Origin of the sequence: Streptacidiphilus sp. MAP12-20 (assembly GCF_041262525.1) — a bacterium.
Lineage (GTDB): Bacteria > Actinomycetota > Actinomycetes > Streptomycetales > Streptomycetaceae > Streptacidiphilus.
Map to the genome: position 1 here is coordinate 1 of NZ_JBGCCK010000007.1, position 27000 is coordinate 27000.

Annotated in this window: 27 protein-coding genes; 14 read left to right on the plus strand and 13 right to left on the minus strand. The window is 71.0% G+C overall.

Annotated elements, in window-relative coordinates:
* Positions 1-182 precede the first annotated feature (182 nt).
* On the minus strand, positions 183-1025 hold the full coding sequence (locus tag ABIA32_RS10895; protein ID WP_370093816.1) for a sirohydrochlorin chelatase: 843 nt from the start codon (positions 1023-1025) through the stop codon (positions 183-185).
* A 385-nt stretch (positions 1026-1410) separates the two neighbouring features.
* Here ABIA32_RS10895 and ABIA32_RS10900 point away from each other — a divergent pair, with 385 nt between their 5' ends.
* Positions 1411-1647 (plus strand): DUF397 domain-containing protein, encoded by a 237-nt coding sequence (locus ABIA32_RS10900; RefSeq protein ID WP_370093817.1) that lies wholly within the window; start codon positions 1411-1413, stop codon positions 1645-1647.
* Between the two features lie 96 nt (positions 1648-1743).
* On the opposite strand, the gene ABIA32_RS10905 is transcribed toward ABIA32_RS10900, so the two are convergent.
* Positions 1744-2301 carry an ATP-binding protein gene (locus tag ABIA32_RS10905; RefSeq protein WP_370093818.1) on the minus strand — a complete coding sequence of 186 codons (558 nt, stop codon included), beginning with the start codon at positions 2299-2301 and terminating at the stop codon, positions 1744-1746.
* Positions 2302-2634: 333 nt separating this feature from the next.
* Between ABIA32_RS10905 and ABIA32_RS10910 the strand changes: the two genes are divergently transcribed.
* Positions 2635-3498, plus strand: coding sequence for a helix-turn-helix domain-containing protein (locus tag ABIA32_RS10910; protein ID WP_370093819.1), 864 nt, complete (start codon positions 2635-2637; stop codon positions 3496-3498).
* 22 nt (positions 3499-3520) lie between these two features.
* Here the strand turns inward: ABIA32_RS10910 and ABIA32_RS10915 are convergent, their stop codons facing one another.
* From ABIA32_RS10915 to ABIA32_RS10930, 4 genes are all read right to left on the minus strand, one after another.
* A complete protein-coding gene (locus tag ABIA32_RS10915) occupies positions 3521-4138 on the minus strand; it encodes a TetR/AcrR family transcriptional regulator (RefSeq protein WP_370093820.1) in 618 nt (205 codons plus the stop codon).
* A 90-nt stretch (positions 4139-4228) separates the two neighbouring features.
* Positions 4229-5146: a DMT family transporter gene (locus tag ABIA32_RS10920; RefSeq protein ID WP_370093821.1), complete on the minus strand. Its 918-nt coding sequence runs from the start codon at positions 5144-5146 to the stop codon at positions 4229-4231.
* A gap of 278 nt (positions 5147-5424) precedes the next feature.
* Positions 5425-6369, minus strand: a complete 945-nt coding sequence (locus ABIA32_RS10925; protein WP_370093822.1) for a M48 family metalloprotease — start codon at positions 6367-6369, stop codon at positions 5425-5427.
* A gap of 161 nt (positions 6370-6530) precedes the next feature.
* Positions 6531-7106, minus strand: a complete 576-nt coding sequence (locus ABIA32_RS10930) for a DUF5134 domain-containing protein (RefSeq protein WP_370093823.1) — start codon at positions 7104-7106, stop codon at positions 6531-6533.
* 311 nt (positions 7107-7417) lie between these two features.
* Here ABIA32_RS10930 and ABIA32_RS10935 point away from each other — a divergent pair, with 311 nt between their 5' ends.
* Together ABIA32_RS10935 and ABIA32_RS10940 are read left to right on the plus strand one after the other, a co-directional pair.
* On the plus strand, positions 7418-8596 hold the full coding sequence (locus ABIA32_RS10935) for a glycosyltransferase (protein WP_370093824.1): 1179 nt from the start codon (positions 7418-7420) through the stop codon (positions 8594-8596).
* Positions 8593-9318, plus strand: a complete 726-nt coding sequence (locus tag ABIA32_RS10940; protein WP_370093825.1) for a polysaccharide deacetylase family protein — start codon at positions 8593-8595, stop codon at positions 9316-9318. Before ABIA32_RS10935 ends, ABIA32_RS10940 begins: the two co-directional genes overlap by 4 nt.
* Before the next feature lie 267 nt (positions 9319-9585).
* Here ABIA32_RS10940 and ABIA32_RS10945 read toward each other — a convergent pair whose 3' ends face one another.
* Genes ABIA32_RS10945 through ABIA32_RS10955 form a run of 3 tightly spaced genes read right to left on the minus strand, consistent with a single transcriptional unit; the run spans position 9586 to position 12169 of the window.
* On the minus strand, positions 9586-10344 hold the full coding sequence (locus ABIA32_RS10945; protein ID WP_370093826.1) for an amino acid ABC transporter ATP-binding protein: 759 nt from the start codon (positions 10342-10344) through the stop codon (positions 9586-9588).
* Positions 10341-11222: an amino acid ABC transporter permease gene (locus ABIA32_RS10950; RefSeq protein ID WP_370094115.1), complete on the minus strand. Its 882-nt coding sequence runs from the start codon at positions 11220-11222 to the stop codon at positions 10341-10343. The genes ABIA32_RS10945 and ABIA32_RS10950 overlap by 4 nt, the downstream gene beginning before the upstream one ends.
* A gap of 44 nt (positions 11223-11266) precedes the next feature.
* On the minus strand, positions 11267-12169 hold the full coding sequence (locus ABIA32_RS10955) for an ABC transporter substrate-binding protein (protein WP_370093827.1): 903 nt from the start codon (positions 12167-12169) through the stop codon (positions 11267-11269).
* 205 nt (positions 12170-12374) lie between these two features.
* Between ABIA32_RS10955 and ABIA32_RS10960 the strand changes: the two genes are divergently transcribed.
* The 4 genes from ABIA32_RS10960 to ABIA32_RS10975 all read left to right on the plus strand — a co-directional run bounded on the left by ABIA32_RS10960 (position 12375) and on the right by ABIA32_RS10975 (position 16783).
* Positions 12375-13784, plus strand: coding sequence for a DUF6421 family protein (locus ABIA32_RS10960; RefSeq protein ID WP_370093828.1), 1410 nt, complete (start codon positions 12375-12377; stop codon positions 13782-13784).
* Between the two features lie 17 nt (positions 13785-13801).
* Positions 13802-14512 (plus strand): SDR family NAD(P)-dependent oxidoreductase, encoded by a 711-nt coding sequence (locus tag ABIA32_RS10965; RefSeq protein ID WP_370094116.1) that lies wholly within the window; start codon positions 13802-13804, stop codon positions 14510-14512.
* Positions 14494-15588: a low specificity L-threonine aldolase gene (locus ABIA32_RS10970; protein WP_370093829.1), complete on the plus strand. Its 1095-nt coding sequence runs from the start codon at positions 14494-14496 to the stop codon at positions 15586-15588. Before ABIA32_RS10965 ends, ABIA32_RS10970 begins: the two co-directional genes overlap by 19 nt.
* Before the next feature lie 109 nt (positions 15589-15697).
* Complete coding sequence (locus tag ABIA32_RS10975; protein ID WP_370093830.1) at positions 15698-16783, plus strand: aminotransferase class V-fold PLP-dependent enzyme; 1086 nt, start codon at positions 15698-15700, stop codon at positions 16781-16783.
* On the opposite strand, the gene ABIA32_RS10980 is transcribed toward ABIA32_RS10975, so the two are convergent.
* Positions 16767-17498, minus strand: a complete 732-nt coding sequence (locus ABIA32_RS10980; protein WP_370093831.1) for an SDR family NAD(P)-dependent oxidoreductase — start codon at positions 17496-17498, stop codon at positions 16767-16769. The two genes, ABIA32_RS10975 and ABIA32_RS10980, sit on opposite strands and share 17 nt — an antisense overlap.
* Before the next feature lie 62 nt (positions 17499-17560).
* Between ABIA32_RS10980 and ABIA32_RS10985 the strand changes: the two genes are divergently transcribed.
* The 3 genes from ABIA32_RS10985 to ABIA32_RS10995 are packed head-to-tail and all read left to right on the plus strand — an operon-like array spanning position 17561 to position 18718.
* Complete coding sequence (locus tag ABIA32_RS10985) at positions 17561-17782, plus strand: toxin-antitoxin system HicB family antitoxin (RefSeq protein ID WP_370093832.1); 222 nt, start codon at positions 17561-17563, stop codon at positions 17780-17782.
* Positions 17779-18168 carry a hypothetical protein gene (locus tag ABIA32_RS10990; protein WP_370093833.1) on the plus strand — a complete coding sequence of 130 codons (390 nt, stop codon included), beginning with the start codon at positions 17779-17781 and terminating at the stop codon, positions 18166-18168. The genes ABIA32_RS10985 and ABIA32_RS10990 overlap by 4 nt, the downstream gene beginning before the upstream one ends.
* Positions 18169-18214: 46 nt before the next feature.
* Positions 18215-18718 (plus strand): hypothetical protein, encoded by a 504-nt coding sequence (locus ABIA32_RS10995; RefSeq protein WP_370093834.1) that lies wholly within the window; start codon positions 18215-18217, stop codon positions 18716-18718.
* 186 nt (positions 18719-18904) lie between these two features.
* Here ABIA32_RS10995 and ABIA32_RS11000 read toward each other — a convergent pair whose 3' ends face one another.
* Positions 18905-19528 (minus strand): hypothetical protein, encoded by a 624-nt coding sequence (locus ABIA32_RS11000; RefSeq protein ID WP_370093835.1) that lies wholly within the window; start codon positions 19526-19528, stop codon positions 18905-18907.
* A 379-nt stretch (positions 19529-19907) separates the two neighbouring features.
* On the opposite strand from ABIA32_RS11000, the gene ABIA32_RS11005 reads away from it, so the two are divergent.
* The 3 genes from ABIA32_RS11005 (at position 19908) to ABIA32_RS11015 (ending at position 24906) form a co-directional block, all read left to right on the plus strand.
* A complete protein-coding gene (locus ABIA32_RS11005; RefSeq protein ID WP_370093836.1) occupies positions 19908-21161 on the plus strand; it encodes a hypothetical protein in 1254 nt (417 codons plus the stop codon).
* Between the two features lie 131 nt (positions 21162-21292).
* Complete coding sequence (locus ABIA32_RS11010) at positions 21293-23068, plus strand: phosphatidylglycerol lysyltransferase domain-containing protein (protein ID WP_370093837.1); 1776 nt, start codon at positions 21293-21295, stop codon at positions 23066-23068.
* A gap of 386 nt (positions 23069-23454) precedes the next feature.
* Positions 23455-24906, plus strand: coding sequence for an amidase (locus ABIA32_RS11015; RefSeq protein WP_370093838.1), 1452 nt, complete (start codon positions 23455-23457; stop codon positions 24904-24906).
* A gap of 172 nt (positions 24907-25078) precedes the next feature.
* Here ABIA32_RS11015 and ABIA32_RS11020 read toward each other — a convergent pair whose 3' ends face one another.
* Both ABIA32_RS11020 and ABIA32_RS11025 read right to left on the minus strand, forming a co-directional pair.
* The gene (locus ABIA32_RS11020; RefSeq protein ID WP_370093839.1) at positions 25079-26218 is read right to left on the minus strand and encodes a sensor histidine kinase; all 1140 of its coding nucleotides are present in this window, start codon (positions 26216-26218) and stop codon (positions 25079-25081) included.
* Entirely contained in the window at positions 26215-26895 is a 681-nt protein-coding gene (locus tag ABIA32_RS11025; RefSeq protein WP_370093840.1) for a response regulator, read from the minus strand. The genes ABIA32_RS11020 and ABIA32_RS11025 overlap by 4 nt, the downstream gene beginning before the upstream one ends.
* Positions 26896-27000 lie beyond the last annotated feature (105 nt).

Consider the following 27000-nt stretch of genomic DNA (forward strand, 5'->3'; position numbering starts at 1 on the left):
CCCTGTGCGGATGGCCCTGCGCGTTGAGGACCATCCGCATGCCGGTGGCTTGTCGCGCAGTTCCCCGCGCCCCTGGGAGGTTGCAACTGGCCCTCGTCGTGACGTGTCGCGCCCACGCGCCGGAGGCGCAAATCGGCAGAGCCTCGCGCCCCTGAGGGTGCAACTACCTGCGGCAGCGCAAGTTACATCTCCGCGTCGATGCCCAGCGCAGCCAGGTAGAGACCCAGGGCCAGTCGGGCGATCGCGGGGTACGCCCCGAGCGGCTCAGCGACCGGGCACTCGATCGCGTCCGCGACGGCCTTCAGGACGTCGACGCTCACCTCGGGGCCGAGCAGGTACGGGGCCAGGGCCGGCTGCACACAGCCGGTGTCGCGGAGGTGGGTGACCGCCGCGGCGATGGACTCCGCGGAGTCGAGGGAGGCCGCGACCACCGGGACGGCCAGGCGCGCGGCCAGCAGGACGCCGGTGACCTCGGCGAGCTCCAGGGCCTCCGCGCCGCCCGTGCTGGCAAGCACGATGCCGTCGGCGGAGGTGTTGATCGCGAAGAGCCGCGCGCGGTCCGCGCGGGCCAGGCCGGCCTCGCTCAGACGGACGTGCACCGCCTCCGCGAGCAGCGGATGCGGGCCGAGCGCGTCCGTGCGTCGGACGACCGCCGGGTCGAAGCCGCTCAGCGCCGCGTCCAGGTCGGTGGAGGGGCCGGGGGAGAGGGGAACCACGATCGGGGCCGCTTCGGCCTCCAGCGCGGCGCCCAGCGCGTCGGTGAGGGCGACGCAGTCGTCCGCGTCCTCACTCGCTGTCAGGTACGCCGCGGACACCTCGATGCCCGGCTGGTCCAGCCGGATCAGCGTGGCGACCTCCTCGGCCAGCCTCCGCGCGTCGGGTGAGGCCTGGGCCGGGACGGCGAGCAGCAGCGCGGGGGCGCCCGCGGGCAGCTCGGGGCGCTCGGGGCGGCGGTGGCGTCCGCGCGCGCGGGCGCTCGGGGTACGGACGGGCAGCGGCGTGCTGGGGGTCGCGGCAGTGCTCATGGGGGACGATCGTAGGTCATCCGTTCGTGCGTCGGCAGTCGGGATCCCCTATACCGCCGAATTGAACCGTGTGCGCGTGAGCAGCGTCACATAGGTGGTGGGGGCACATGATTACTGACTGTGTGTCACGGGGGAGTTCCATGCTGTCGATCATGACGTCCACTGCTGGCGCACCGAGGAGCGCCGGTAGCCGAGAGCGACAACCATGCGCCCGGATTTGCCCGTTTCGGGCGACCAACTCCCTGGTTTGTAAAGAAATCTGTCACCTCATGTAAACGCATGTGCACACGCATAAGCACCTGCACGTGCACGTGCACTGGCGATATCATCACCGGCAGTGAGACCGCTGCATGGTGCACCGCTCGCACGTCCCGGGGAGATACCTATGCGTCGCATCTACAACGGCATCGCCGCCACGGAACTTGAGGGAGTGGTCTGGCAGAAGGCCCGCATGAGCAACTCGCAGGGCAACTGCGTCGAGATGGCCCGTCTGGACGACGGGGGGGTCGCGGTGCGCAACTCCCGCTTCCCCGACGGGCCGGCCCTCATCTACACCAAGGCGGAGATCGTGGCGTTGCTGCACGGCGTCAAGGCGGGGGAGTTCGACCACCTGGCAGAGTGAGCTTCGTAGCGGATTCGGAGTGGATTCGAGCGGATCGGCGCGGCGAGAGGCGGCCCGGGAGGAACTCCCGGGCCGCCTCTCTGTCAAGACGGATGTTCAGACATGCGACTGCAGTTCGAAGACCGCCCAGACGACCTTGCCCACGGCGATCGGGTGCCAGCCCCACGACTGGCTGAACGACTCGACCAGGTGCAGCCCGCGGCCCGACTCCGCTATCCAGTCGGCTTCGCGCGGTACCGGCCCCTCCTCGCACGGGTCGGTGACGGCGCAGACCACCTGCGGGCCGGTGCCGCCGGGTTCGCTGCGGACCAGGCTGAGCCGGATCAGCGGGGCCGTCGATTCCGCGATCGGGCTCGCGTCCATCCGGTCGTGGATCGGGCTGGTGCCCGCGCTGCTGATACCGGGCCCGGCGGTCCCGCGTCTGCCCCAGCTGCTGCGCTGCTCGGGGACCACCGTGGGCAGTCCGTAGCGCAGGGCATTGGTGACCAGCTCGCTCGCGACCAGCGCGATGTCGTCGAAGAGCTCCCCCAGCTCCCAGCGGTTCAGCGTCAGGCGGGTGAACTCGCGGGCCGTGCGGACCGACTCGTGACGCGGCGCCAAAGCGCAGCTCACCACCGCTCCAGGGTCCGCGGCCACCGCCGGGCTCTGGCCCATGAAGAGCTCCTCCCATGCGGGCGCGGCCCCGGCCGGTCTAGGCGTCCGGGGCGGATTCTCGGCGGATTGCCAGGGGGCGTGCAGGTGCACGCATACATGCTCCTCTTCGCATACGTCAGATGCAAGAGTGGATTCACGTGCATTCGCAGCCCCTGCAGATGCACGTGCAGATTCCAGTGCAGCGAGTAGTCTGACGATCGCACTGCGCAGTGATCGGGGCGATCGGCGCGCCCATCTTGACCAGCGCGTGTGCAAACGGGCACGATGCGCGCCCGGACAGTGCCGCACAGTGGCAGACTGTGCCCTGTTGCCAGCGGGTGGAGGTTCGACAGAATGACCACGGTTCAGCCGGGGGGCGGCTCGATGGTGCGCCGCATCCTCCTCGGCTCCCAACTGCGCCGCCTCCGTGAAGCCAAGGGCATCTCCCGCGAGGACGCGGGCTATACGATCCGGGCCTCCGAATCGAAGATCAGTCGCATGGAGTTGGGGCGCGTCAGCTTCAAGGAGCGCGACGTGGTGGATCTGCTCAGTCTGTACGGCGTGGACGAGTCCGAGCGCGGCCAACTGCTCACGCTGGTCCGCGAGGCGAACCAGAACGGCTGGTGGCACAGCTTCAGCGACGCCATGCCGAACTGGTTCCAGACCTACGTCGGTCTCGAGGAGTCCGCCGCGCTGATCCGCACCTACGAGGTGCAGTTCATCCCCGGCCTGCTGCAGACCGCCGACTACGCGCGCTCCATCATGGGCCTGAACCGGCCGCACATGCAGTCCGAGGAGATCGAGCACCGCGTGGATCTGCGCATGCGCCGCAAGCGCATGGTCACCGACGGCGTCGGCCCGCGCCTGTGGGCCGTCATCGACGAGGCCGCGCTGCGTCGGCCCATCGGGGGGCCCGCGGTGATGCGGGCTCAGGTGCAGCATCTGATCGAGATGGCGGAGCTGCCGGGTGTGGTGCTCCAGGTGATGCCGTTCCGCTTCGGCGGGCACGCGGCGGAGACGGGCGCGTTCACCATCCTGCGCTTCCCCGAGCAGGACCTGCCGGACGTCGTCTATCTCGAGCAGCTCACGAGTGCGCTGTATTTGGACAAGCGTGACGACGTGGACGCCTACATCCAGGTGATGGAGCGGCTCAGCGTCGACAGCCTGACGCCGGAGCAGACGGTGGACCTGCTGTCCGGGCTGCTCAAGGAGTCCTGAGCGCTCACGCGGTCCTGAGTACTCACGGAGCCCGCGGCCCGAGTCGTGGGTCCAGGCCGTAGCGGGCGAAGAGGTCGCCGCGGATCAGCGGGACCGGGGACTCCGCACCCGGCAGCAGGATGCCGATACAGGCGCCCATCAGCGCGCTGCGCAGCACGGCGTGGTCGACGCCCGGATCGGGGGAACCGCGTCGCCGCAGCACCTCCTGGAGCAGCGCGCCCAACTGCCGCTGCTCGTCGTCCTGCACGAAGCGCCCGTCGACGGGCGCGAGGATGAGCGCCAGATGGGTGCGCATCAGGGTCGGCTGGTCGATGGCCAGGCCGGTGATCGTGTCGATCGCGGTGGCCAGCCAGACGTCGGGGTCTGTGGTGTAGGCCGGGTCGGCGGGATCGTCCAGCGGGCGCAGGGCGGCGGCCAGGGTCAGGTGCATATGGCGGTGCATCGCCGTCTGGAGCAGGAACCGCTTGCCGGGAAAGTAGTAGGAGACCAGGCCGCGGGCCACCTGGGCCCGCTCGGCGATGTCCGCCAGAGTGACCGGGGTGAACCCGCGCTGGTCGATGAGTTCCACGGTGGCCTGCATGATGCGCTCGCGGGACCGGGCCCGCATAACTTCGTTGACTGCCGCCCGCCGTGGTGACATGGTGCTCCTGCGTTCATTGGCCTGGCGCCAATATACGCGCGGCAGCGGCCGGGTTCGCCGACGCGGGGGATCGGCGAACCCGCTGCCTGCTCAGCCGCGAAGCTCCGACAGCGCGTCCTCCGACAGCTCCTGGCCCGCCGCCCGCAGCGCCTCCTCCAGACAGGCGTCGGGCAGGGCGGGGTGGCGGCCGATCACGATCACGCCGACGACGATGCAGGCGAGCCCGACGGCTTCGCCCGCGAGCGCGCCCGCGGTGAGCTGGAGCCGGTCGCCAAGGAACCCGACCCCGCAGGCGATGCCGGCGAGCGGCTGAGCTGCGGTGAGCGCCGGCAGCGACATCTTCAGCGGCGCCGACTCGAACGCGCTCTGCACCAGGATCAGCCCGACAACGCCGATCGCGACCACAGCGTACGGCTGCCAGCTGCGCAGCAGCAGGGCGACGCCGCCGTGGTCGAGGCGGAGCCCAGCAGTCCGGGTGAGCGCGTCCTGCACTCCGTAGAGCAGGCCTGCGGCGAGTGCGAGCAGGGTCGCCTCGCGGACGAGCGGCAGGCGCTTGGCGGTCGAGACCAGGAGCAGGGCGAGGCCCGCGACGATGCCGAAAACCAGCCAGTGCCGCAGCGCGCCCTTCTCGGTCCCGCCGCCGGTGGGCTGACCGCTGAGAATGAAGACGGTCACCCCGATCGCCAGCAGCAGCACCCCGCCCCAGCCGGACGCGCCGAGCGTCTGACGGGTGATCCGGCGGGCGAGCGCCATGGCGAACAGCAGGTTGGTCGCGAGCAGCGGCTCCACCAGCGAGATCCGCCCGGCGCTGAGCGCCATCGCACTGAGCACCTGTCCGCAGACCATGAGCGCGATCCCGCAGAGCCATTCGCGCGACCGCATGAGGCTGAGCAGCAGGCGGTACGACAGCAGCTGGGAGCGCGGCGCGCGTTGGGCGGCGTGCTGCTGCAGCACGAAACCGAGGCCGAGCAGGCAGGCTGCGCCGAGGCCGAGAAGAAACACCGTCACGGGGATGCCCCCACAGTCACGAGCTGTCACCAGCTCCTCGCGGGAAGCGTAGCGCGCGAGTCTGAAAATGGCCTGAGGGACGGCCGCAGATTCCCGCTGGGGGAGGTTGCACTCTCCAGGGGCGCGAGGAACTGCGCGACAATCCCCCAGCCTTCGGCCGGGAGGTGCCCCCTCCCACGCAAGTGGCAGGCCGAACGCGCACGGCCATCCGCACAGGGTGGTTGTTCGCGCAGTTCCTCGCGCCCCTGGAGGGTGCAACTTGTCCTCTGTCCACCTGACTACCGAAGTGCGGTCAGGCCCGGGGCGAAGGAAAGAACCAGAGGGGCCAGTGGGAGCGTCAGCGCGGCGACGGTGAGAGCGAGCCGGTGGGGGGCTCGGAGGCGTGGGACGCCTCCGAGGAGGCGGTCGACGCGGGCCGGGATCTGGGCCAGCGGGTGCGGGCACGCGCTGTCGGGGTTGAGCTCGACCAGGGCGATCGCCGTCGCCAGACGGCCGTGGCGGCGGGCCGCCGAGTCGTCCGCGGCCAGCTCGACCAGGCGGCCGACCTGGTCGCGGAAGTGCGCGAAGAGCTTCACGCCGGGGAAGCCCGAGAGTAGCGCCTCCGCCGCCGACAGCAACCAGTGGTGCCGAGCCCGGACGTGGCCGCGTTCGTGGGCCAGCAGCGCGTCCAGCTCGCGGCTGCTCAGCCGCTGGAGCGCGCCGGTGGTGACGACCAGACGAGGGACCGGCCCGGGAAGAGACCAGGCCTGCGGCTCCGCGCGCTCAACGACGACCAGCTGCTCCGAACGATCCGAACGCTCCGAGGACGCGCGCAGCTCCGGGTGGAGGTCCGGCGCCTGCCGGGAGAGCTGATGCCGCTTGCGGCGGCGAACCGCATGCGCGCCCGCGACCTCGTAGGCGACGGCCATCGCCGTCCGCAGGCCGCCGACCAGAAACACGAACGCCGCCGCCACCGCCCATGGGCGGGCCAGCGGAAAGCCGTACGCGGCCTCGACGCCCGCCGGAGCGCCGGTGAAGACCAGGCCCCTGACGGCGGGCCAGGCCGCCGCGCCCGTCAGCACCAGCGCGCAGGCGCAGCACAGCAGGACGCCGACAACCACGCACTGCCAGGCCCACAGGGCGACCACCGGCTCCCGCGTGGCCCAGCGCGCACGCGCCAGCAGGCGCGGGCCGAGGACGGCCAGCAGCGCGCCGAGGGCGACGAGTCCGGGCAAGGCTCCCACCGCTGCGCGGCACCTCCGAAATGGGCCCGAAGTGGGCAGGACGGAGCGCACGCGTCTCTGCGTGCCCGCTCAATCTATGACGTCCGCGATCGAAGCGGTATCGCTTTCCCCTCGCAGTGACGCAGGACACGGCGACGTCTCACGCGAGCCTCACGAGCGGCTCACATCAGGGCCAGCATCGTCGCCATGGACAGGCCCATGACGACCCGGCAGGCGTCCGGCAGCGCGGGCGCGTGCAGCAGCGTGCCGCCCCGCTGCCCGCCCACCGGGGCGACCAGCCGCAGGCCGAAACGGACGGCGAGGACCAGGAAGGTGACCAGCAGCGCGCCGGTCAGTACCGGCACCCCGTGCGACGCCCCCGTGCCGACCATCCCGGCCATGCCGTCGGAACTTCCGCCGCCCGCTGGTGCGAGGCCCATGACGAGCGCCATGTAGACCATCGCCGCGTGTCCGACCACGTGGTAGACGTGGTGCGCCCGATGGCCCCTGGCGAGCGTGGAGACGGCGAGTGAGAAGAACGCGGCCGACCCGAAGACGCCCACCCACAGTCCCGTAGGGGCCCGCAGTCCGACCGCCATCGCGGCCATACCGAGGGCCATCACCGCCTCCGTCGCGTCCGCCGCGCGGTCGGCGGGCGGGGCCGTGCGCCGCAGGCAGAAGCGCGCCGCGCAGTAACTGCCCGTGCCCGCGCAGAGCAGGACCAGCATCCAGGTCAGCACGCCACCGTCCTGCCGCATGAGCGCCCCCGACCCCTTCGTCGGCCGTCGAACCGTTCACCGCCACTGTGACGCAGGGTGACCGTGCGGGGGCAGGGCGCTCTGGGGGCGCAAAGAAGCAGAAGCCACCGGGCCTCCTCCCTGGGGCCGACCCTGAGGCCCGACGTACTCCAAACGGAGTACGTCTGGCCCCCGGGTACCCGGCAGGACTACGGATCGGGGGGAGGCCAATCATCCTGCGGGCGCTCTTGCGGCGGCGGTTTGCTCAATAGCTTGGAACGGTCCGCTTGTATCACCCATGCCTGACCGATCCGACGAGGACAACCGACACCATGGGCCGACTGATCCGCCTCCCGCTGCAGCGCCGCACCATCCCCGGCCAGACGACCCCGCCCCGCGCGGTGATCGTCTCGGCGAGCGTCGGTGCGGGCCACGACGCGGTCGCCAAGGAGCTGGAGTGCCGGCTCGCCGAGGCGGGTCTGATCGTCGACCGGTACGACTTCCTCGACCTGCTGCCGGGGCCGGCCGGACGGATCTTCGTCGGCACGTACCACACCATGCTCGAGCGGGCCCCGTGGACCTGGAAGGCCCTCTACGGCGGCATGGACAACCAGCGCATGATGAACGGCCAGGCCATGCTCTTCAGCTGGCTGGCCGGGCGGGCCATGCGCCGCGCGCTGCCCGACGACACGCGGATCGTCGTCTCCACCTACCCGCTGGCCAGCCAGGTGCTCGGCCGGATGCGCAAGCGCGGGAAGATCACGCAGCGGGTGCACACCTACCTGACCGACTTCTCCGTCCACCGCCTCTGGGCCTCCCCGGACGTGGACTCGCACCTCGCCGTGCACACCGTCCCCGCCGAGCAGGCCGAGCACGTCGCCTGCCAGGACGTGCACGTGGTGACCCCGCTGGTGGACCGCCGCTTCACGCCGGTCACCAAGGCGTCCCGCGCGGCCGCGCGGCAGCGCTGGGGCCTGCCGCACGACGGCAAGATCGCGCTGCTGGTCGGCGGCTCCTGGGGCGCCGGTGAGCTGGAGCACACCGTCGCCGACGTCGAGGCGGCCGACCCCCGGCTGACCTGCGTGGTCGTCTGCGGCCGCAACGAGGTGCTGCGCCAGCGGCTGCTCGCGGCCGGCGTCACCGCGCTCGGCTGGGTGGACGACATGCCCAGCCTGATGCACGCGGCCGACGTGCTGGTGCAGAACGCCGGCGGCATCACCGTGCTGGAGGCCGTCGCCTCGGGCCTGCCGGTCGTCACCTACCGTTCCATCCCCGGCCACGGTCTCACCAACGCCGCCGCGCTGGACCAGTCAGGCATCGCCCCCTGGGCCCGCACGCACGCCGAGTTGGCCCCGCTGCTGGACCGGGCGATACGCTCCGATTCCGCCGTCCCCGCGCCGTGGGGCGTCGACGCGGTGGAGCTGCTGCTGGAGACGGCAGGGCTCGCCCACCTCACCGCCGAGCTCCCCGGCGTCGTCGTTCCACTCGCCTCGATGGAGAACGCACGATGAACCGTGCCGTCAAGACCGCTGCCGGCCTGGCCGGCGGTCTGGCGCTGGCCCATGCCGCGCCGGCGCTGACCTCGATCCAGCCGCTCGAACCGCTGCGCAGCAAGCTCTTCCCCGGCTACGGAGGCCAGGGCGACCCGGGCCACGTCGCGCTCAGCTTCGACGACGGCCCTGATCCGATCTCCACGCCGCGCTTCCTGCGGCTGCTGGAGAAGCGCGACGTCAAGGCGACGTTCTTCCTGCTCGGCTTCATGCTGGAGCGCGATCCCGCGCTCGGCAAGGAGATCGTCGCGGCCGGCCACGAGGTCGCCGTCCACGGCTACCTGCACCGCCCCATGGTCGTCCGCACGCCGCGCGCGACGCGCGACGACCTCACCCGCGCACGCGACCTCGTCGCCGAGGCGACCGGTGTGGCCCCGCGCTGGTACCGCCCGCCGTACGGCATCGCGACGACGGCCGCGCTGACGACCGCCCGCGGCCTCGGCATGACGCCGGTGCTGTGGACCTCCTGGGGCGCGGACTGGCGCGCCGGTGCGACAGGGACGTCGGTCTACCAGACCGTCACCCGCAATCTGCGCGGCGGCGGAACGATCCTGCTGCACGACTCCGACTGCACGTCAGCTCCCGCGTCATGGACCGCCACCCTCGCGGCGCTGCCGCGCCTGCTGGACCACTGCGAGGAGCAGGGCTGGCAGGTCGGCCCGGTCGGCGAGCACGGGCTCTGACTTCTTCAGCGGTGGAAGAGTTGCAGTCACCCAGGGGCGCGAGGCTCTGCTTGATCAACTGCCGTGCGAGTAGCCACCCTGTGCGGATGGCCCTGCGCGTTTGAGGACCATCTGCATGTCAGTGGCTTGTCGCGCGCGCAGTTGATCAAGCAGAGCCTCGCGCCCCTGAGGTGTTGCAACATCCCTCCGTCGTGACCTGTCGGGTCCGCGCGGCGGAGCCGCAAATAAGCAGAGCCCCGCGCCCGTGGTGGTGCAACCGGTCCTTGGCTACAGCCGTCCCGCTTCGCTCAGGCGGTGCAGGAAACGCTGGGTGCGCTCGTGCTGCGGGTCGCCGAAGAGCTCCGCGGAGCTGCCGCGTTCGAGGATGACGCCGTCGGCGAGGAAGCAGACCTGGTCGGCGACGTCGCGGGCGAAGGCCATCTCGTGGGTGGCCAGCACCATCGTCATGCCCTGGCCCTTGAGGTCGCGGACGACCTCCAGCACCTCGGTCACCAGCTCGGGGTCCAGCGCCGCCGTGATCTCGTCGAGCAGCAGCAACCGCGGCTCCGACGCGATCGCGCGCGCCAGCGCGACGCGCTGCTGCTGGCCGCCGGAGAGGCGGTCCGGGTACTCCTTCGCCTTCGCGGCGAGCCCGAGCCGGTCCAGGAGCTCCAGCGCCCGTGCCTCGGCCGCCCGCCTCGGCGTCCCATGGACGCGCACCGGGCCCAGGGTGATGTTGTCGAGGACGTTCAGGTGCGGGAACAGGTTGTAGGCCTGGAAGACCACGCCGATCCTGCGGCGCACCGCGTCCGCGTTCGCGCGCGGGTCGGTGATCTCCTCGCCGTCCAGCCAGATCGCGCCGTCGTCGATCTCCTCCAGCAGGTTGGCGCAACGCAGCAGCGTCGACTTGCCGGAGCCGGAGGCGCCGATCAGGACGGTGACCGAGTGCTCGGGCACCTCCAGGCTCACGTCGTCGAGAATGACGTGTTCCCCGAAGGCCTTGCGGACCGACTCGACGCGCAGAACAGGCTTCTGGGTGGTGGTCATACGACGCCTCCCTGGGCGCGCTGCGCGTCCGTCCGTCGGGTGAGCCAGTCGGCGTAGCGCGTCATCGGAACGGTGAGAATCACGAAGCCCAGGCCGGCCACGACCAGCGGTGTGTAGTTGAAGCTGCTCGCGACCATGATGTGGGCCGCCGCCACGGCGTCGATCGCGCCGCCCAGGTAGACCAGGCCGGTGTCCTTCTGCAGCGAGGCCATGTCGTTGACCAGCGCAGGCACGACCCGTCTGATCGCCTGCGGCAGTACGACGAAGCGCATCGTCTTCGCGTACGAGAGCCCCAGCGACCGCGCCGCCGCCCGCTGGCTCGGGTGCACGGACTCGATGCCGGCCCGGAACACCTCCGCCACGTACGCGGAGTAGTTGATCACCAGCGCCGTTCCGCCGAGGACGATCGGGTCGTTGGTGACCCCCTGCAACTGAAGGGCCGGGATCCCGAAGACGACCAGCAGGATCAGGATGATCAGCGGGAAGCCGCGGAAGAAGTCGACATAGGCCGTCGCCAGCACCCGCACCGGCAGGAAGACCGGTCCGCGCAGGGTCCGGGCCGCCGCGATCAGCAGCCCGAAGACGATCACCAGCGGCCCGCAGACGGCCAGGATCTCAAGGTTCAGCACGAAGCCGTGCAACACCGGGGAGAGCGCCTCGCGCGCGTAGTGGCCGCTGAAGAAGGTCGTCCGGGTCACCTGCCAGCCGGGCGAACCGGTGATCACGACGTAGAGGACCGCCGCGACGGCGAGCGTGCTCGCCGTCGCGACCAGCAGTGAGCGCCGCGCGCGGGCGCGGTGGTAGGCCTCGCGGGCCAGCCGCCGCTCGGACGGCGCGTACGGCGCCCGCGCCGCGTCCGTCATCGTCGCGTCCGTCATCGCCGTGTCCGTCATAGCGGGGTCGGACATCGCGGGGTCGGAACTCACTTCAGGACCGCAGCGGTGTCAGCCGCCGGCAGCCACTGCTTGGCGAGCTGGTCCAGGGTGCCGTTGGCCTTGAGCGCGTCCACGGCCTGGGAGACGCAGGTCGTCAGCGCGGAGCCCTTGGAGAGCACCAGGCCGAACTGCTCCGGCTTGCCGTCCGCCGTCGCCGCGCCGGAGGGGAACTGGCCGACCACCTTCGCGCTCGGCACCTGGACCGAGGTGATGTAGAAGGCGGTGGGCAGGTCCACCACGATGGCGTCGATCTGGTGGTTCTTCAGGGCCGCGCTGGCCAGGTCGGTGCTGTCGAAGACGGAGGGCTGCTGGCTCGGGCTGATCACCTTCTGCACGACCGTCAGGCCGGTGGTGCCGACCTGCGCGCCGATCTTCGCGCCCTTGAGTTCCGCCACGCTCGTCGCGCCGGCGTACTTGGAGTCCTTGAGCGTGATGACCGCCTGCCGGACGTCGTAGTAGCCGGAGGAGAAGTCCACGGCGTTGCGGCGCTCGGCGGTGATGGAGACCTGGTTGATGTCGAAGTCGAACTTCTTCTGACCCGGGGCCACCACGCTGTTGAACGGCGCGACCTTCCAGGCCACCTTGCCGTTCTCGTAGCCGAGCTGCTTGGCCACCGCGTAGGCGACCGCGGACTCGAAGCCCTTGCCGTTGTCGGGCTTGTTGTCGCTGAACCACGGGTCGTAGGCCGGGTCGTCCGTGCCGATGGTGAGCGTCCCCGCGGTCAGGGTCGCGAGCGCGCCCTTGGTGCAGGACGCGGCAGCCGCGCCCGACGCGGAACCCGAGGCGGTGGCGTTGGGGCTGCTGGACTGCGGCGCGCAGCCGGCCAGCACCAGAACGGCCGCGCCGGCGACGGCGCTGAGCAGACGGGAGGTCTTGAGCAGGGCGTTCACGGTGACTCCTGGATGTCCGGCAAGTGGCGGCAGCTTACCGATCACTTGTCACAGCACGGTGAAGCACCTCCTCCGGATCCGGTCCGTCTCGGATGGCGGACAGTGACCGGTGCCACGCGTCCGGTTGCGACGCGGCCTTGTACGACAGAACCTTTTGTCTATACGGTGGGATCACCACAGTTTCTTTCGTTCAGGCAGGGTTGTCATGGAAAATCTCTCGTCAACGCTCCCCTTGGCAGATAAATCCACTGCGGATCTCGTAGGACACCCGGCCTGGCTGCGCCTCAAGGCCGCGGTCGAGGCGCTCCGGCCGCTCCAGTCCAAGGACGGCTCGATCGACCTCAACGCGCGCGGCGCCGCGACCAAGGACGAGGCCGACGCTCAGCTCGCCGCCGTCACCGCGGCCATTGGCGAGCTGGCCCCGCTGTTCCCCCACGACAAGGCGTACCTCGACGCCGTCGTGCTGGACCTGATGCGCTGGGCCGCCTCCGGCTACGCCGTGCCCGACTTCCTGGACTCGCTGCTGGCCTTCCAGCCCGCCGCCCAGCGCGAGGACGGTCTGGCCCACCTGGTCGTCTTCCCGATGTACACGCAGAACGGCAACCCGGACCGGAACCTCGAGGCCGTGCTGCTGCACGTCGTCTGGCCGGAGTGGCTGGCCGAGCTGGAGCGCACCCGCTACGACAACCCGATGTTCGTGCCGATCACCTTCGTGGACTTCACGGCCGGCTACGACACCAACTCCGCCGTGCTCTTCCCGGAGACCGTCTCGGTCCGCGAGGTGCCGGAACGTTTCACCTGGGGCGGCATCTTCTGCGACCGAGAGGCGGCCCGCTTCCGCGCCGTCAGCACCGCCGCGGTGAACACGCTCGGCCTGCAGATCCCCGAGGACGCCGCCGCGCTGCTCGCCGACCAGCAGCTGGCGCAGGAGACCTTCGTGCTCTGGGACCTGGTCCACGACCGCACCCACAGCCACGGCGACCTGCCGTTCGACCCGTTCATGATCAAGCAGCGCAGCCCCTTCTGGATGTACGGGCTGGAGGAGCTCCGCTGCGACCTGACCGCGTTCAAGGCGGCCGTCGAGCTCGAGGCCGAGGGCTACGAGCAGGGCCGCAACGTCCAGTACGCGATCCTCTTCGACCGGATGTTCCGCTTCCCGGTCAGCGGCGGCCGGGTGCGCAACTATGACGGCCTCGGCGGCCAGCTGCTCTTCGCCTACCTGCACAAGCACGACGCGCTGCGCTGGACCGACAACCAGCTGCGCATCGACTGGCAGCGCGCGGCTGAGGTCACCACCGACCTGTGCGGCGAGATCGAGACGCTCTACCGCGACGGCATCGACCGCCCCAAGACCGCACACTGGCTGGCGGCGTACGAGCTGGTGTCGCGCTACCTGACCCCGCACCCGGCTTCCACCTGGGCCAAGGGCGCCGACGCGCTGCCCTTCGCCGAGCACAGGGAGGCCAAGGCGATCAACAAGGCGCTCTGCGACGCCGTGCTGCCCGACGAGTTCCCCCTCAGTATGTTCTTCGAGGCGCTGTCCAAGAAGCTGTCCGGCGTCATCGCGTCCACCACCGGTATCACCGGCACCACCGTTCTGGAGAACGCAGCGTGAGCGACCTCAGTGTTGACATGAAGGGCCGCGTCGTCGCGGTCGCCGGCGCGACCGGGATGGCCGGACGGGCCACCGTGCTGCGGCTGGCCAAGGCCGGTGCGACGGTCTCCTGCGGCGACATCGACGCCCGTCGCCTCGACGAGCTGATGGACTCCGTCCGCCGCGCCGTGCCCGGCGCGATCGTCGTCGGCCAGGTCGTCGACCTGCTCGACCCGCAGGCCGCCCACGACTGGGCCGACCACATCGAGGCCGAGTTCGGCCGCGTCGACGGCCTGGTCCACCTGGTCGGCGGCTGGCGCGGCAGCAAGACCTTCACGGACGTGGACCTGTCCGACTGGGACTTCCTCCACGACCAGCTGGTCCGCACCGTCCAGCACACCAGCCTCGGCTTCCACGACGCGCTGCTGCGCAGCGACGCGGGCCGCTTCGCGATCATCTCGGCCTCCGCCGCGCACAAGCCGACCGGCGGCAACGCCGCGTACGCGACCGCCAAGGCCGCCGCCGAGACCTGGACGCTGGCGCTGGCCGACGCGTTGAAGGAAACCACCGCCGCGGCTGCCATCCTGGTGGTGAAGGCCCTGGTCTCCCCTGAGATGCGCGCCGAGAAGCCGAACGCCAAGTTCGCCGGGTTCACCGAGACGGCCGACCTCGCCGAGCAGGTCGTCTCGCTCTGGGCCCGCCCCGCCGACGAAGTGAATGGAACGCACCTGTGGCTGACGCCCCAGTGACCGACGCAAGCCGTAGCAGCGACGCCCAGCGCCGTCATGACCCCGCTGTGCGCGGTTTCGCCAGCGACAACTACGCCGGCATCCACCCGGAGATCCTGGCCGCGCTGGCGCTCGCCAACGAGGGCCACCAGGTCGCGTACGGCGAGGACGACTACACCGCGCACCTGCAGGACGTCTTCAAGACCCACTTCGGCGAGCGGGCCCAGGCCTTCCCCGTCTTCAACGGCACCGGCGCCAACGTGGTCTCGCTGCAGGCGATCCTGCCGCGCTGGGGCGCGGTCGTCGCGACCGAGACCGCGCACTTCAACGTGGACGAGGGCGGCGCGCCGGAGAAGATGGCGGGGATCAAGATCCTCACCGTGCCGACTCCGGACGGCAAGCTCACGCCCGAGCTGATCGACCTCCAAGCCTGGGGCTGGGGCGACGAACACCGCTCGCAGCCGCTCGCGGTCTCGATCACCCAGAGCACCGAGCTCGGCACCCTCTACACCCCGGACGAGATCCGGGCCATCTGCGAGCACGCGCACGAGCGCGGCATGCTGGTCCACGTCGACGGCTCGCGCCTGTCCAACGCCGCGGCCGCGCTGGGCCTGCCGTTCCGCGCCTTCACCACCGACGTGGGCGTGGACGTGGTCTCGTTCGGCGGCACCAAGAACGGGCTGATGCTCGGCGAGGTCGTCCTGGTGCTCAACCCGGACGCGGTGCGCAACCTGTCGTACCTGCGCAAGACCTCGATGCAGCTCGCCTCCAAGATGCGCTTCCTCTCGGTCCAGTTCGAGGCGCTGCTCGCGGGCGACCTGTGGCTGCGCAACGCCTCGCACGCGAACGCCATGGCCAAGCGGCTGGAGGCGGCGGTCGCCGCGATCGAGGGCGTGACGGTCGTCCGCCCGGTCCGGGTCAACTCGGTCTTCGCGCTGCTGCCGCGCGAGGTGAGTGAGCGCCTGCAGAAGCGGTACCGCTTCTACTTCTGGAACGAGCACACGGGCGAGGTCCGTTGGATGTGCTGCTTCGACACCACGGAGGCGGACATCGACGCCTTCGCGGCGGCGATCGCCGAGGAGATGGGCCGGAAGTAACGGCAGTCCCGACCGGTCCCCTCCCCGAGCCTCGCATAAGCCGGGCTTGGGGAGGGGACCAGGCAGAACGCCGTAGTGCCGAGCGGTCGCCCCGAGGCACGATGGCGGCATGCAACCGGACTTGAATGACCTCAGCGCCGTCGTCGCCCGCGAGTTCGCACCCGAGAGCGTCTACCTCAACTCTGCCTCCATGGGCCTCCCGCCGGCCCGGACCGTGGCCGCGCTGCGAGGCGCCGTCACGGAGTGGGCCATGGGGTGGTCCGACCCGCCGGCCTACGACGTGCCGGTCGGCGCGGCCCGGCGTGCGTTCGCGCGGCTGGCCGGGGTGGGGGAGCGGCAGGTCGCGATCGGGTCGACGGCCTCCGAGCACGCCGCCGTCGTCGCGGCCTCGCTGCCGGCGGGCAGTCAGGTGCTGATCGCGGAGGGCGAGTTCACCTCGGTCATGCCCGCCCTTCAGCACCGCGCGGACCTGCGGGTGCGCGCGGTGCCGCTGGAGCGGCTGGCGGAATCCGTGGACGTGGACACCGCGCTCGTCGCGGTCAGCATCGCGCAGTCCGCCGACGGCCGGGTGGCCGACGTGGCCGAGCTGCGCGCGGCGACCCGCCGCCACGGCGCGCGCCTGCTGCTGGACGCGAGCCAGTCAGCGGGCTGGCTGCCGCTTCCGGGAGGCGACGACCAGCCGGACTATCTGGTGTGCGCCGCCTACAAGTGGCTGCTCGCGCCGCGCGGTGTCAGCTTCCTCGCCGTGACGGAGGAGGCCATGCCGACGCTGCGGCCGCAGGCGCCCAGCTGGTACGCGGGGGAGGACCCCTGGGCCAGCTGCTACGACGAGGTGGTCCTGGCCGCGTCAGCGCGCCGCTTCGACCACGCCCCGGCCTGGCTGCCCTTCGTCGGCGCGGCCGAGTCCCTCGCGCTGATCGAGGAGCTGACGCCGGCCAGGATCGGCGCCCACGACCGCGCGCTCGCGGCCCGCTGCCGCAGCGGGCTGCGCGAACTCGGGTACACACCGGTCGAGGCCGACTCGGCCATCGTCTCGCTGCCCGGGCTCGGCGAGCTCGCGAAGGAGTTGGCCGAGGCGGGCGTCAGGGTCAGCGCACGGGCGGGCGGTCTGCGGATCGCGTTCCACCTCTACAACACCGATGCGGACCTGGCGAGCCTGCTCGCCCACGTCCCGCCGGTCACATCCCGCCCGTGACGCGGAGCACCGCGCCGGTCGCGTAGCTCGCGTCGGGGGAGAGGAACCAGGCGACCGCGCCCGCGATCTCCTCCGGCTGCCCGGCCCGGCCGAGCGGGATCGTCGCCGCGCGCTTGGCCGGGCGCTCGGGGTCGGGGTGGAAGTCCGTCCACACCGTCCCGGGCGCGACGCAGTTGACGCGGATGCCGACCGGCCCGAGCTCCTTGGCCAGCCCGACGGTCATCGCGTCGACGGCGGCCTTCGCAGCGGCGTAGTGCACGTACTCGCCGGGGCTGCCGAGGGTCGCGGCACCGGAGGAGATGTTCACGATCGCGCCTTTGGTGCCTTGGGCGGTCATCGCGCGAATCGCGGCGCGGGCGCAGAGCAGGTAGCCGGTGACGTTGACGTCGACCGCGCGGCGCAGGCCCTCCGGGTCCGCCTCGGCGAGCGGGCCGTAGGGGCCGGGCACGCCCGCGTTGTTGACCAGGCCGGTCACCGGGCCGAGCCCGGCCTCGGGCCCGGCGGCGAAGAGCCGGTCCACGTCGTCGACGTCGGTCGTGTCCGCCTGCACGGTGACGCAGGCGCGGCCCGTGGCACGGACCTTGGCGGCGACGCCCTCAGCCGCCTCCGCGTCGGCGCGGTAGCCAAGAACGAGGTCGTGTCCTTCGGCGGCGAGGCGCAGCGCGATCGCCGCCCCGATACCACGGCCGGCACCCGTGACGACGGTAACAGTCAAGACTCCCCCTTGTTCGCTTGACGCTCTCCTCTGTACAGCAGCGCTGCTGTACCGTAGCAACCATGTCGAAGCACATCACCATCCGGGTGGACGAGGAGTTCCACGCCCGGCTGGCTGCTCGGGCGGCGGCTGAGGGCACGACGATCACCGCACTGGTCACCGAGGCGGCCAAGCGCGAGCTCGACCCGGACCGTCAGCGCTTCCTCGAGGCGGCTGCCGAGTTCAACACGTCCGAGAACTGGGCGTACTTTCAGGAGCGGTTCGGCGGGAAGAAGTCCGCGTGAAGTCGGATGCCGTGAAGGCCGACGAGGCCTGGGCCTGGAACGTGCTGGCGCACCACCTCCCCTCCGACCCGACGGTCTGGGACCCCTCCGGCATCAGCGCGGCGATCGCCCGGCACGCGAGCGACGTCATCCTGGTCGCCGACGAGCCCCCGCGTGACGTCCACTGGCGCGCAGCCGCCCTGCTGCACACGCTCTCGGTCTGCCCGCCGCTCGACTCCCCGATGAACGAGTTCTACGCGGCCACCCTCACCCGCTCCTACCTCGCCATGGCGGGCGTCAAGCCCCTGCCGAACAGCTTCGCGCTGGCCGACCTGGTCGACCACGCGAAGGAGCGCCGCAACGACGTCTTCGCAACGGCCGAGGCCCTGCGGAAACTGACGGACTGACAGGTCGCTGTTCCCAAGGTCCGCAGGGCTGGCCTACGATCCGTGCGTGTTCAAATCGGGGGTAGGTTTCTACGCGCTGTTCGGGTACGGCTGGTGGCTCATGGGCAGCAGCTCGTGGCACCTCATGTCGGTGACGGTCCCCCTCGGCGGACTGATCGCACTGGCGTTGATGCTGGCGGCCCGGCGGGTCCTCCCCGCCTCCGCGGGCGGCCCACCGCCGCTGGAACAGCGGCGGGCCTTCGGCCGGATCAACGCGATCCAGTGGATCCTGATCGCCGCGATCGCCACCATCTGCGGCGCGTTCGGCGTCCCGACCCTGATCGCCCCCTTGGTCGCGGTGGTCGTCGGCGCGCACTTCCTGCCGCTGGCGACAGCCTTCGCCGAGCCCCGCCTCCGCGTCCCCGGCGCGCTGCTGATCGCGGTCGGCCTGGCGGGCGTCCTCCTCTGGGCCCTCGGCGCCTCGCACGGCACCGTCTTCACGACGGCGGGCGTGGGCAGCGCGGCGGTCCTCTGGTCCACCGCGCTCTGGCGCCTCACGGCCGCGGCCTGACCCACTCGGCGCGACGGACGCCTCCGTGATCGCCGTCGCCGAACGCTACCGGGTGGACCGAGTCGCCACCATCGACCATCGCCACTCCCGGGCGATCAAGCCCAAGCACGTTCACGCGCTGACGCTGCTGCCGTAGAAGGCAAGGGCGGAATCGGCGCCGACCGAGACAGCCGCGAGGGCCGGCGCTCAGCGCGGGTCGGGCCGGTCCAGGTTCCAGTGGCGGACGGTTTGGCAGAGCCAGCCGTCGTCGGACTTCTTCGGGATCAGCGAGAGGCGGGTCACCGTGCGCTGGCCGCCCTCGTGGTCGCCGTAGAGGAGGTCGATGTTGAACCGCTGGCGGTTCTTCACCGAGTCCGCCAGCTCGGCGAACTGCGGGTCGGCCGGGTCGCGGAGCGCCGCGTGCCAGGTGCCGTGGTCGCCGGAGGCGACGTACATGTCGAGGCCCTGGCGTCGGAACGCCTCCGCCGCGGCCGGGGTGTCGCCGGTCGGGACCGACCAGCCGTGGACGACGCCGAGGCCCGGGCCGAGGTTGCGCAGCGACGTGCCGAGGTACACCGCGTCCTCGCCGACCAGCGCATAGCCCTGGCTGCCTGCCAGGTGCGCGGAGTGGCCGTCGACCCAGATCAGCTTCTGCTGAGGGTCGCCCGGCCGGGAGGCCACCAGGACCGGTCGCAGTGAGACCTGGAGCGCCCGTTCCGCCGAGCGTGCGGCGCGGTCGGCCGAGCGGATGGAGGCGAAGCTGGCCGCCGCCAGGACAAGCGTTCCCGCAGCCGTCAGCACGGCCGAAGCCGTGACCCAGTCGATCGACACCCGAACGCCCCCCACCTGACTGCCGGACACCCGCCGATTCCGGCCGGGTGACGGATGGACCCCGCCGGTCAGCGGTGATCTCATCGGACCGGGCGGCAGCCTAGCCGCCCGGCCGCAGCGGCACACGTTCGAGTGAGTTTCTTGTCGAGGATCCCGGGGAAACCCCGGTCGGCAACGCACTGACGAGTGAATCGCGGGTGGGTCACTCCTCCCTGGATGCCTCCGGTTGAGCGATGCTGTGAGGGTTGCTTATATCCGGATCGATCGGTGCGAACCGATCAATCCACGACGAGCGTCCCGATATTCGTACAACCGAACGCCAGAAGACCGAGAAGTCGAGATGTCGACACTCGGCCGACCGGAAGGCAGGGAGAACCGTATGGGAGCGATCTCGCGCAGGAACGTGCTCGCTGGGGGAGCCGCTGTCACGGCGGCGGCGTTGGGCGTGTCCGGGTGCGGTGGCTCCAGCAGCGGCGCCCGCGCCGGCGGTGGTGACGCCCACCCCGGCCACACGTCCTCCGGCAGCCCGACGCCGACCGTGCCCGCGAAGCCGGCCAACCTGATCGGTGACGGCTCGACCGCCGACACCGGTCCGCAGCCGAACCAGCCGGTGCCTACGAGGCTGCAGCCCGGTCAGCGACCGCCGCAGTTCGTCGTCTTCTCCTGGGACGGCGCCGGCGAGGACAGCAAGCAGCTCTTCTCGCACTTCCGCTCCGTCGCCAAGGAGGTCAAGGCGACAATGAGCTTCTTCCTCTCCGGCATCTACGTGCTGCCCGAGGGCAAGAAGGACCTCTATCTCCCGCCCGGCCACCGCCCCGGCGCCTCGGACATCGGCTACCTCGCCGACGATCACGTCAAGGCGACGCTGCAGCAGGTCGGCGGCGCGTGGCTGGAGGGCCACGAGATCGGCACGCACTTCAACGGTCACTTCTGCAGCCCCGGCAGCGGCGTCGGCACCTGGTCGCCGGAGCAGTGGCGCAGCGAGATCGACCAGGCCGTCGGCTTCGTCACCAAGTGGCGCACCAACACCGGCTACACCGACCTGGAGCCGCTGCCCTTCGACTACACCAAGGAACTGATCGGCGGACGCACCCCCTGCCTGCTCGGCCAGGACCGGCTGCTGCCCACCGCGGCCGCGCTCGGCTGGAAGTACGACGCGAGCTCGCCCGGCGGCAACCAGATGTGGCCGGTCAAGCGGCTGGGGATGTGGGACTTCCCGCTCCAGTCCATCCCCTTCCCCGGGCACAGCTTCCAGGTGCTGTCGATGGACTACAACATGCTGGCCAACCAGACCGGCGGCACCCCGAACGGCGACCCGTCCCGGCGGCCCTACTGGCAACAGCAGGCGTACGGTGCGTACATGGCCGGCTTCAACCGCGCCTACAGCACCAACCGCGCGCCATTCTTCATCGGCAACCACTTCGAGAGCTGGAACGGCGGCATCTACATGAAGGCCGTCGAGCAGGCGCTCCGCGAGATCGCGGCCAAGCCCGACGTCCGGCTGGTCTCCTTCCGGCAGCTGGTCCACTGGCTGGACGCGCAAGATCCCCTGGTGCTCGCCAAACTGCGTACACTCAACGTCGGCCAGACGCCTACGGACTGGAGGCAGTACACCTCCGCCACACCCGTCTGACCTGCCGTTCGGTGCCACCACCCCCGCCGATCGGCGGGATGCGGACGGCACCTCGGAGTGACGAAGCCGACGGCCCGCCGCGAGAAGCTGATGCTGATACCGGTCTTGTCTCTCCCCACCCGGAGCCTTCTTTGATCACCCGAGCCGCCGCACCGCGCGTTCAGCGTCTGAGCGCGCGCACCGCCGTCTGGTACCTGCGGATCGTGGCCTGCCTGAACCTGCTCTGCGCCGTCTCGCTGAGCTTCCGTGAGCAGGTCCGGCACCACAACCATGGTGAGCTCTACACGCCTTACCTGCTGACCGCCGGGTTCAGCTCGGCCGCGTTCGCGGTGTTCATGGCCGTCATGATGAACCGTCACAAGCGGGCGGCGTGGATCGCCAACATGGTTCTCAGCGGGCTGCTGCTGTTCGGCATGGTGGTGGCGCTGGGCGACCAGCCGGGCGTCAGCTCGCACCCGTTCAACTGGATCACGCTGGGCATCCTCGTCCTCTTCATCGCGGCGCTGCTGCTGGGCCGTAGCCAGTTCCAGGCCAAGGGCGACCCGGCCAACCCGCGGCTGGCCGCGGGCGCGCTGGTCGGCGGCGGGCTGCTGACGCTGCTGATCGGCGCCGGTCTGCTGAGCACGACGGTCGCGGGCCGCGGCGGAACGCTGGGCGACCGGGCCGAGTACGTGCTTCTGCGCGCGATGACGCTGGGCTCGGACGGCTCGCAGATCTTCGAGATCGCGCCGCCGCGCTGGATCGACATCACCATCAACGTGCTGAGCGTGGGCGTGCTGATGCTGGTCACCTACGCGCTGTTCCGCGCGCCCAAGGGCAAGGAGTACCTGAGCCCCGAGGACGAGACGGCGCTGCGCGGCCTGCTGGCCAAGCACGGCGCGCGCGACTCGCTCGGCTACTTCGCGCTGCGGCGCGACAAGTCGGTGATCTTCTCGCCGAGCGGCAAGGCGGCAGTGACCTACCGCGTCGTCGGCGGCGTCTCGCTGGCCTCAGGGGACCCGATCGGCGACGTCGAGGCGTGGCCGGGCGCGATCGAGAAGTGGCTGGAGCAGGCCCGCGAGCACGCCTGGGTCCCGGCGGTCACCGGCGCGAGCGAGGAGGGCGGCGTCGTCTACGCCCGCCACGGCCTGGACGCGCTGGAGCTGGGCGACGAGGCGATCGTCGAGGTCGGCGAGTTCTCCCTGGAGGGCCGCTCGATGCGCGGCGTCCGCCAGGCGCACAAGCGGGTGGGCCGGGCCGGCTACACGGTCGCGGTGCGGCGCCACGGCTCCATCGGCGAGGAGGAGATGGAGGCGATGCTGGTCCACGCCGACCAGTGGCGCGACGGCGCGACGGAACGCGGCTGGTCCATGGCGCTGGGCCGGCTCGGGGACCCGGACGACGGCCAGTGCGTGATGCTGGAGTGCCGCGACGGCGAGGGCCGGCTGCGGGCGCTGCTGAGCTTCGTCCCCTGGGGCGAGCACGGGCTCTCGCTGGACCTGATGCGGCGTGACAGGGACTCGGACAACGGCCTGATGGAGTTCATGGTCATCGAGCTGATCCAGCAGGCGCGGAGCATCGGCGTGGAGCGGATCTCGCTGAACTTCGCGGTCTTCCGCGCGGTGTTCGAGCGGGGCGGCAAGCTGGGCGCGGGGCCGTTCCTGCGGGCGTGGCGGTCGGTGCTGGTCTTCTTCTCGCGCTGGTGGCAGATCGAGTCGCTCTACCGCGCGAACGCGAAGTATCGCCCGCAGTGGGAGCCGCGTTACGTGCTCTTTGAGCGGAGCAGGGATCTCCCGCGTATCGCGCTGGCCAACGCCTGCGTCGAGGGCTTCATCGCCGCGCCGCGGCTGCCAGCGCTGCTGCGCGGGAAGCGGCGCGGAGTGGCAGGCCAGCAGGAGCGCACGCGCGAGCTCGAGAGCGTTGCCTAAGTGGTCGGCTCCGGAAATGCGCGTGCATCCGCAGTCGGTACTCGGCTTTGTGGCCGTAGGCCATCCTCTTCAACCGCTCACGCTCGGCGGCGGGTTGGGCATATCGGGCAGGCCGGGGCAAGGCTGCGGAGAAGGGCGCTTCCGCGCCGCTGCTGAGGAAGCTGTCCGGGCATTCGTCGCTTCGCAGCCTCGCGACGTACGCGCGGGTGTCCGATGAAGGACTCCTGAACGCTCACGCCGACACCGATCCCGCCGCGTGTCGCCATCGCCGGCGGGCGGGCGAACTATCTGTGGCCGGAGCGGAACATGATGAGTATTCAGCCACCGATCCCGTTGCGCGAAGCGGCATTTCATGGCCTGTCCCGGAGGTGGGTACGGTCGAACGCATGGATTCGAACTTTCAGACGGCAGAAGAACTCGCAGCTGCCCTGCGGACCGGCGAAGTGACCTCGGTGGAGCTGACCGACGAGGCGATCGCCCGTATCGAGCGGGACGACAAGGCGATCAACGCGATCTGCGTGCCGGACTTCGACCGTGCACGGGCCGCCGCGCGAGCTGCCGACGAGGCGCGTGCCCGGGGTGAGGACCGGCCGCTGCTCGGCATCCCGGTGACGGTCAAAGAGTCCTACAACATCGCCGGGCTGCCCACGAACTGGGGCATGCCACTACACCGGAACCACCTGCCGGCCGAGGACGCGGTCCAGGTGTCACGGCTCAAGGCCGCGGGCGCGGTGATACTCGGGAAGACCAACATCCCCGTGGGGCTGCAAGATATCCAGAGCTTCAACGAGATCTATGGCACCACCAACAACCCGTGGGATCACGGTCGCACGCCGGGTGGATCCTCCGGCGGATCAGCGGCGGCCCTCGCGTCCGGATTCGGCGCGCTGTCCATCGGCTCCGACATCGGCGGTTCGTTGCGCACCCCCGCACATTTCTGCGGTGTCTACGCACACAAGCCGACACTCGGGCTGGCGGCGAACCGCGGTATGGCCCCGCCGCCCGCGCCGGCATTGCCGGTCGACCTTGACCTCGCCGTCGTCGGTCCGATGGCACGCACTGCCCGCGACCTCACGCTCCTGCTCGACGTCATGGCCGGACCGGACCCGCTGACGCACGGCCTGGCGTACGACCTGCGACTGCCCCCGGCGCGTCATGAGGAGCTCCGCGACTTCCGAGTCCTGGTCATCGAGGACCACCCGCTCATCGCGACCGGATCCGCTGTGCGGGCGGGCGTGAACCGCGTGGCCGACGCGCTGACCGACGCCGGTGCCCGCGTCGAACGGCACAGTGCGCTGCTCCCCGATCTGAGCGAAGCCGCGACGCTCTACATGCAGTTGCTCGTCTCGAGCTCCGTCGCGCGCTTTCCTGTCGAGGCGCGCGAGCAGGTGCAGACCCGTGTGGCCGGGCTGAGCGTGGACGACCAAAGCCTCGACGCGGCGCGGCTGCGCGGCATGGTGCTCAGCCACAGTGACTGGGTCGAGGCGAACGGCCGCCGCGAGCTCCACCGGCACGGCTGGCGGCAGCTGTTCGCCGAGTTCGACGTCGTGGTGTGCCCCGTCACGCCCACTCCGGCGTTCCCGCACGACCACCGTCCCAGCCCGCTGGAACGCCGGATCGACGTCGACGGGGTCGAGTACCCGTACTTCGACCAACTCGTCTGGGCCGGTCTGGCCACCATGCCCGGCCTGCCCGCCACCGCGGTACCAGCGGGCCGGTCCCCCGAGGGCCTGCCGGTGGGAGTGCAGCTCATCGGTCCGATGTTCGAGGACCGCACCCCGCTGCGGCTGGCCGAACTGCTCGAGCAGAGGATCGGCGGCTTCCAGGCACCGAAGTAGGGCAAGCGAGGGAGTCGCACCTAGGGGGCGGGAACTGCGCGAACAACCGCCCTGTGCGGATGGCCTTGCGCGTTGAGGACCATCCGCATGTCGGTGGCTTGTCGGGCACGCAGTTCATCGAGCAGAGTCCCGCGCCCCTAGGTGCAACTCCAGGCGGAAGCGACAGCAAGCGTCAGCGGCTCGCGGGGAAGGTCGCGTGGACCGTGAAGCCGCCTTCCGGGGTCGGCGTGGCCGCGAGCGTGCCGCCGAGCTGTTGGGCGCGTTCGCGGAGGCCGATGAGGCCGTGGCCGCCGCTGGGGAGGAGGAGGGGCTGGGCGTCGGGGTCGGCCGGGCCGTTGGTGACGGTGACCTGGAGCGGGCCGTCCGAGAGGCCCACGTGGACGGTGACCGTGGAGCCGGGGGCGTGCTTGCGCACGTTGGTGAGCGCCTCCTGGACCGTGCGGTAGGCGGCGCGCTCGACCGGTTCGGGGAGGCCCGCGGCCGAGGGCACGCCGTCGTTGAAGGACGCCGTCAGGCCCGAGCCTGCGACCAGGCGCGGCAGGTCGGCCAGGGTCGGCTGCGGGGTGAGCTGGCCGGCGTCGCCGCCTGCGGCGCGCAACACGCCGACCATCTGGCGCAGTTCCTCCAGTGTCTTCACCGAGAGCTGCCGGATCGTGCGTCCCGTCTCCCGCGCCGCCTCCGGATCGCTCGCGCGGACCTGGAGCGCGCCGGCCTGGATCGAGATCAGGCTGACCTGGTGCGACACCACGTCGTGCATCTCCCGTGCCAGCCGGGCCCGCTCCGTCGAGAGCACGCTCTCCGCCAGCAGCTGCCGCTCCCGTTCCTGGCCCCGCGTCAGCTCGTCCAGCCGGACGGCCAGCTCGCGTCGTGTCGTGACGAGCAGGCCCAGGGCGACCGGCGCTCCGCCGGTCAACAGCGCGTACATCGCCGCCAGCGCCGTGGTCCGGTCCCAGCCCAGGGTGTAGTCCGCCGAGGGCCACGGCACGAACTGCGTCAGGGTCACCAGCAGCGCGCCGCTGCCGACCACCCACCGGTTGCGGTGGCGTACCGCCACCGTGTAGACGGCGATCATGGGCGCCAGCCAGATGAAGCTGAGCTGCATACCGGGCAGGGTCGCCAGCAGGACCAGCACCGGCCAGCGGTTGCGCAGCAGCAGCGCCGCGGCGGCCAGCATCGACGTGGCCATCTGCGTCGTAGAGCCGAGGTCGTTCGCGAGCATCGCGTCCAGGCCGGCGAGCAGCGCAGGGACGGGGACGGTCACCCAGGAGCTGAGGTACCAGGGCTTGGCTGAGGGCCTGGCCGGGGCGCTCACCGGTTATCCCGGCCGGGGGAGGGTGAGGAGTGGTCGCCGGCCAGCAGCCCGGCCTGATGGGCGAAGACCGCCGCCTGGACCCGATTGGAGGTACCGAGCTTCGCGAGGATCGCGCTGATGTGGTCCTTGACCGTGCCGGTGCTCAGGAAGAGGCGGGCCGCGATGTCCGCGTTGGAGAGGCCCTCGCCCAGCAGCGCGAGCACGTCGAGCTCGCGGGTCGTCATCGTGGCCAGGCGGGCCGCCGTCTGTCGGTCGGGGCCGGAGTCGAGGTACCCGGCGATCACGGTGTCGGTGACGGCCGGGGAGAGGATGCGTCCGCCCGCGGCCAGTACCCGCACGGCGTGCACCAGCTGCTCCGGGTCGGTGTCCTTGAGCAGGAAGCCGCCGGCCCCCGCGCGCAGCGCGGTGCCGATGTACTCGTCGGTGTCGAAGGTCGTCAGCATCGCCACGGCGGGCGGCTCCGGCAGCTCCATCAACGAGCTCAGCACCGTCAGGCCGTCGACGTCCGGCATCCGCACGTCGAGCAGGACGACCCGGGGACGCAGCCTGGCCACCGTCTCCAGCGCGTCGCCGCCGCCGCAGGTCGCGACGACCTCGATGTCCGGGGCGGAGCTGACGATCAGGCTCAGGCCGGAGCGTACGAGCGTCTCGTCGTCGACGATGACCACGTGGATCACTGTGCGGCCCTTCTCCTTCTGCTGTGTGAATGCTGCTGCGTGAGTGCTGCTGTTTGAATGCCATGCGACTGCGGTGCGACTGCGATGCGACGTCGGTGGGGATTC

What these genes read in the sequence shown, in the direction of transcription:
- ABIA32_RS10895 (WP_370093816.1), bottom strand. Translation starts at nt 1,025, where the DNA reads ATGAGCACTGCCGCGACCCCCAGCACGCCGCTGCCCGTCCGTACCCCG.
- ABIA32_RS10900 (WP_370093817.1), top strand. Translation starts at nt 1,411, where the DNA reads ATGCGTCGCATCTACAACGGCATCGCCGCCACGGAACTTGAGGGAGTG.
- ABIA32_RS10905 (WP_370093818.1), bottom strand. Translation starts at nt 2,301, where the DNA reads ATGGGCCAGAGCCCGGCGGTGGCCGCGGACCCTGGAGCGGTGGTGAGC.
- ABIA32_RS10910 (WP_370093819.1), top strand. Translation starts at nt 2,635, where the DNA reads ATGACCACGGTTCAGCCGGGGGGCGGCTCGATGGTGCGCCGCATCCTC.
- ABIA32_RS10915 (WP_370093820.1), bottom strand. Translation starts at nt 4,138, where the DNA reads ATGTCACCACGGCGGGCGGCAGTCAACGAAGTTATGCGGGCCCGGTCC.
- ABIA32_RS10930 (WP_370093823.1), bottom strand. Translation starts at nt 7,106, where the DNA reads ATGCGGCAGGACGGTGGCGTGCTGACCTGGATGCTGGTCCTGCTCTGC.
- ABIA32_RS10935 (WP_370093824.1), top strand. Translation starts at nt 7,418, where the DNA reads ATGGGCCGACTGATCCGCCTCCCGCTGCAGCGCCGCACCATCCCCGGC.
- ABIA32_RS10940 (WP_370093825.1), top strand. Translation starts at nt 8,593, where the DNA reads ATGAACCGTGCCGTCAAGACCGCTGCCGGCCTGGCCGGCGGTCTGGCG.
- ABIA32_RS10945 (WP_370093826.1), bottom strand. Translation starts at nt 10,344, where the DNA reads ATGACCACCACCCAGAAGCCTGTTCTGCGCGTCGAGTCGGTCCGCAAG.
- ABIA32_RS10950 (WP_370094115.1), bottom strand. Translation starts at nt 11,222, where the DNA reads ATGACGGACGCGACGATGACGGACGCGGCGCGGGCGCCGTACGCGCCG.
- ABIA32_RS10960 (WP_370093828.1), top strand. Translation starts at nt 12,375, where the DNA reads ATGGAAAATCTCTCGTCAACGCTCCCCTTGGCAGATAAATCCACTGCG.
- ABIA32_RS10965 (WP_370094116.1), top strand. Translation starts at nt 13,802, where the DNA reads ATGAAGGGCCGCGTCGTCGCGGTCGCCGGCGCGACCGGGATGGCCGGA.
- ABIA32_RS10975 (WP_370093830.1), top strand. Translation starts at nt 15,698, where the DNA reads ATGCAACCGGACTTGAATGACCTCAGCGCCGTCGTCGCCCGCGAGTTC.
- ABIA32_RS10985 (WP_370093832.1), top strand. Translation starts at nt 17,561, where the DNA reads ATGTCGAAGCACATCACCATCCGGGTGGACGAGGAGTTCCACGCCCGG.
- ABIA32_RS11005 (WP_370093836.1), top strand. Translation starts at nt 19,908, where the DNA reads ATGGGAGCGATCTCGCGCAGGAACGTGCTCGCTGGGGGAGCCGCTGTC.
- ABIA32_RS11015 (WP_370093838.1), top strand. Translation starts at nt 23,455, where the DNA reads ATGGATTCGAACTTTCAGACGGCAGAAGAACTCGCAGCTGCCCTGCGG.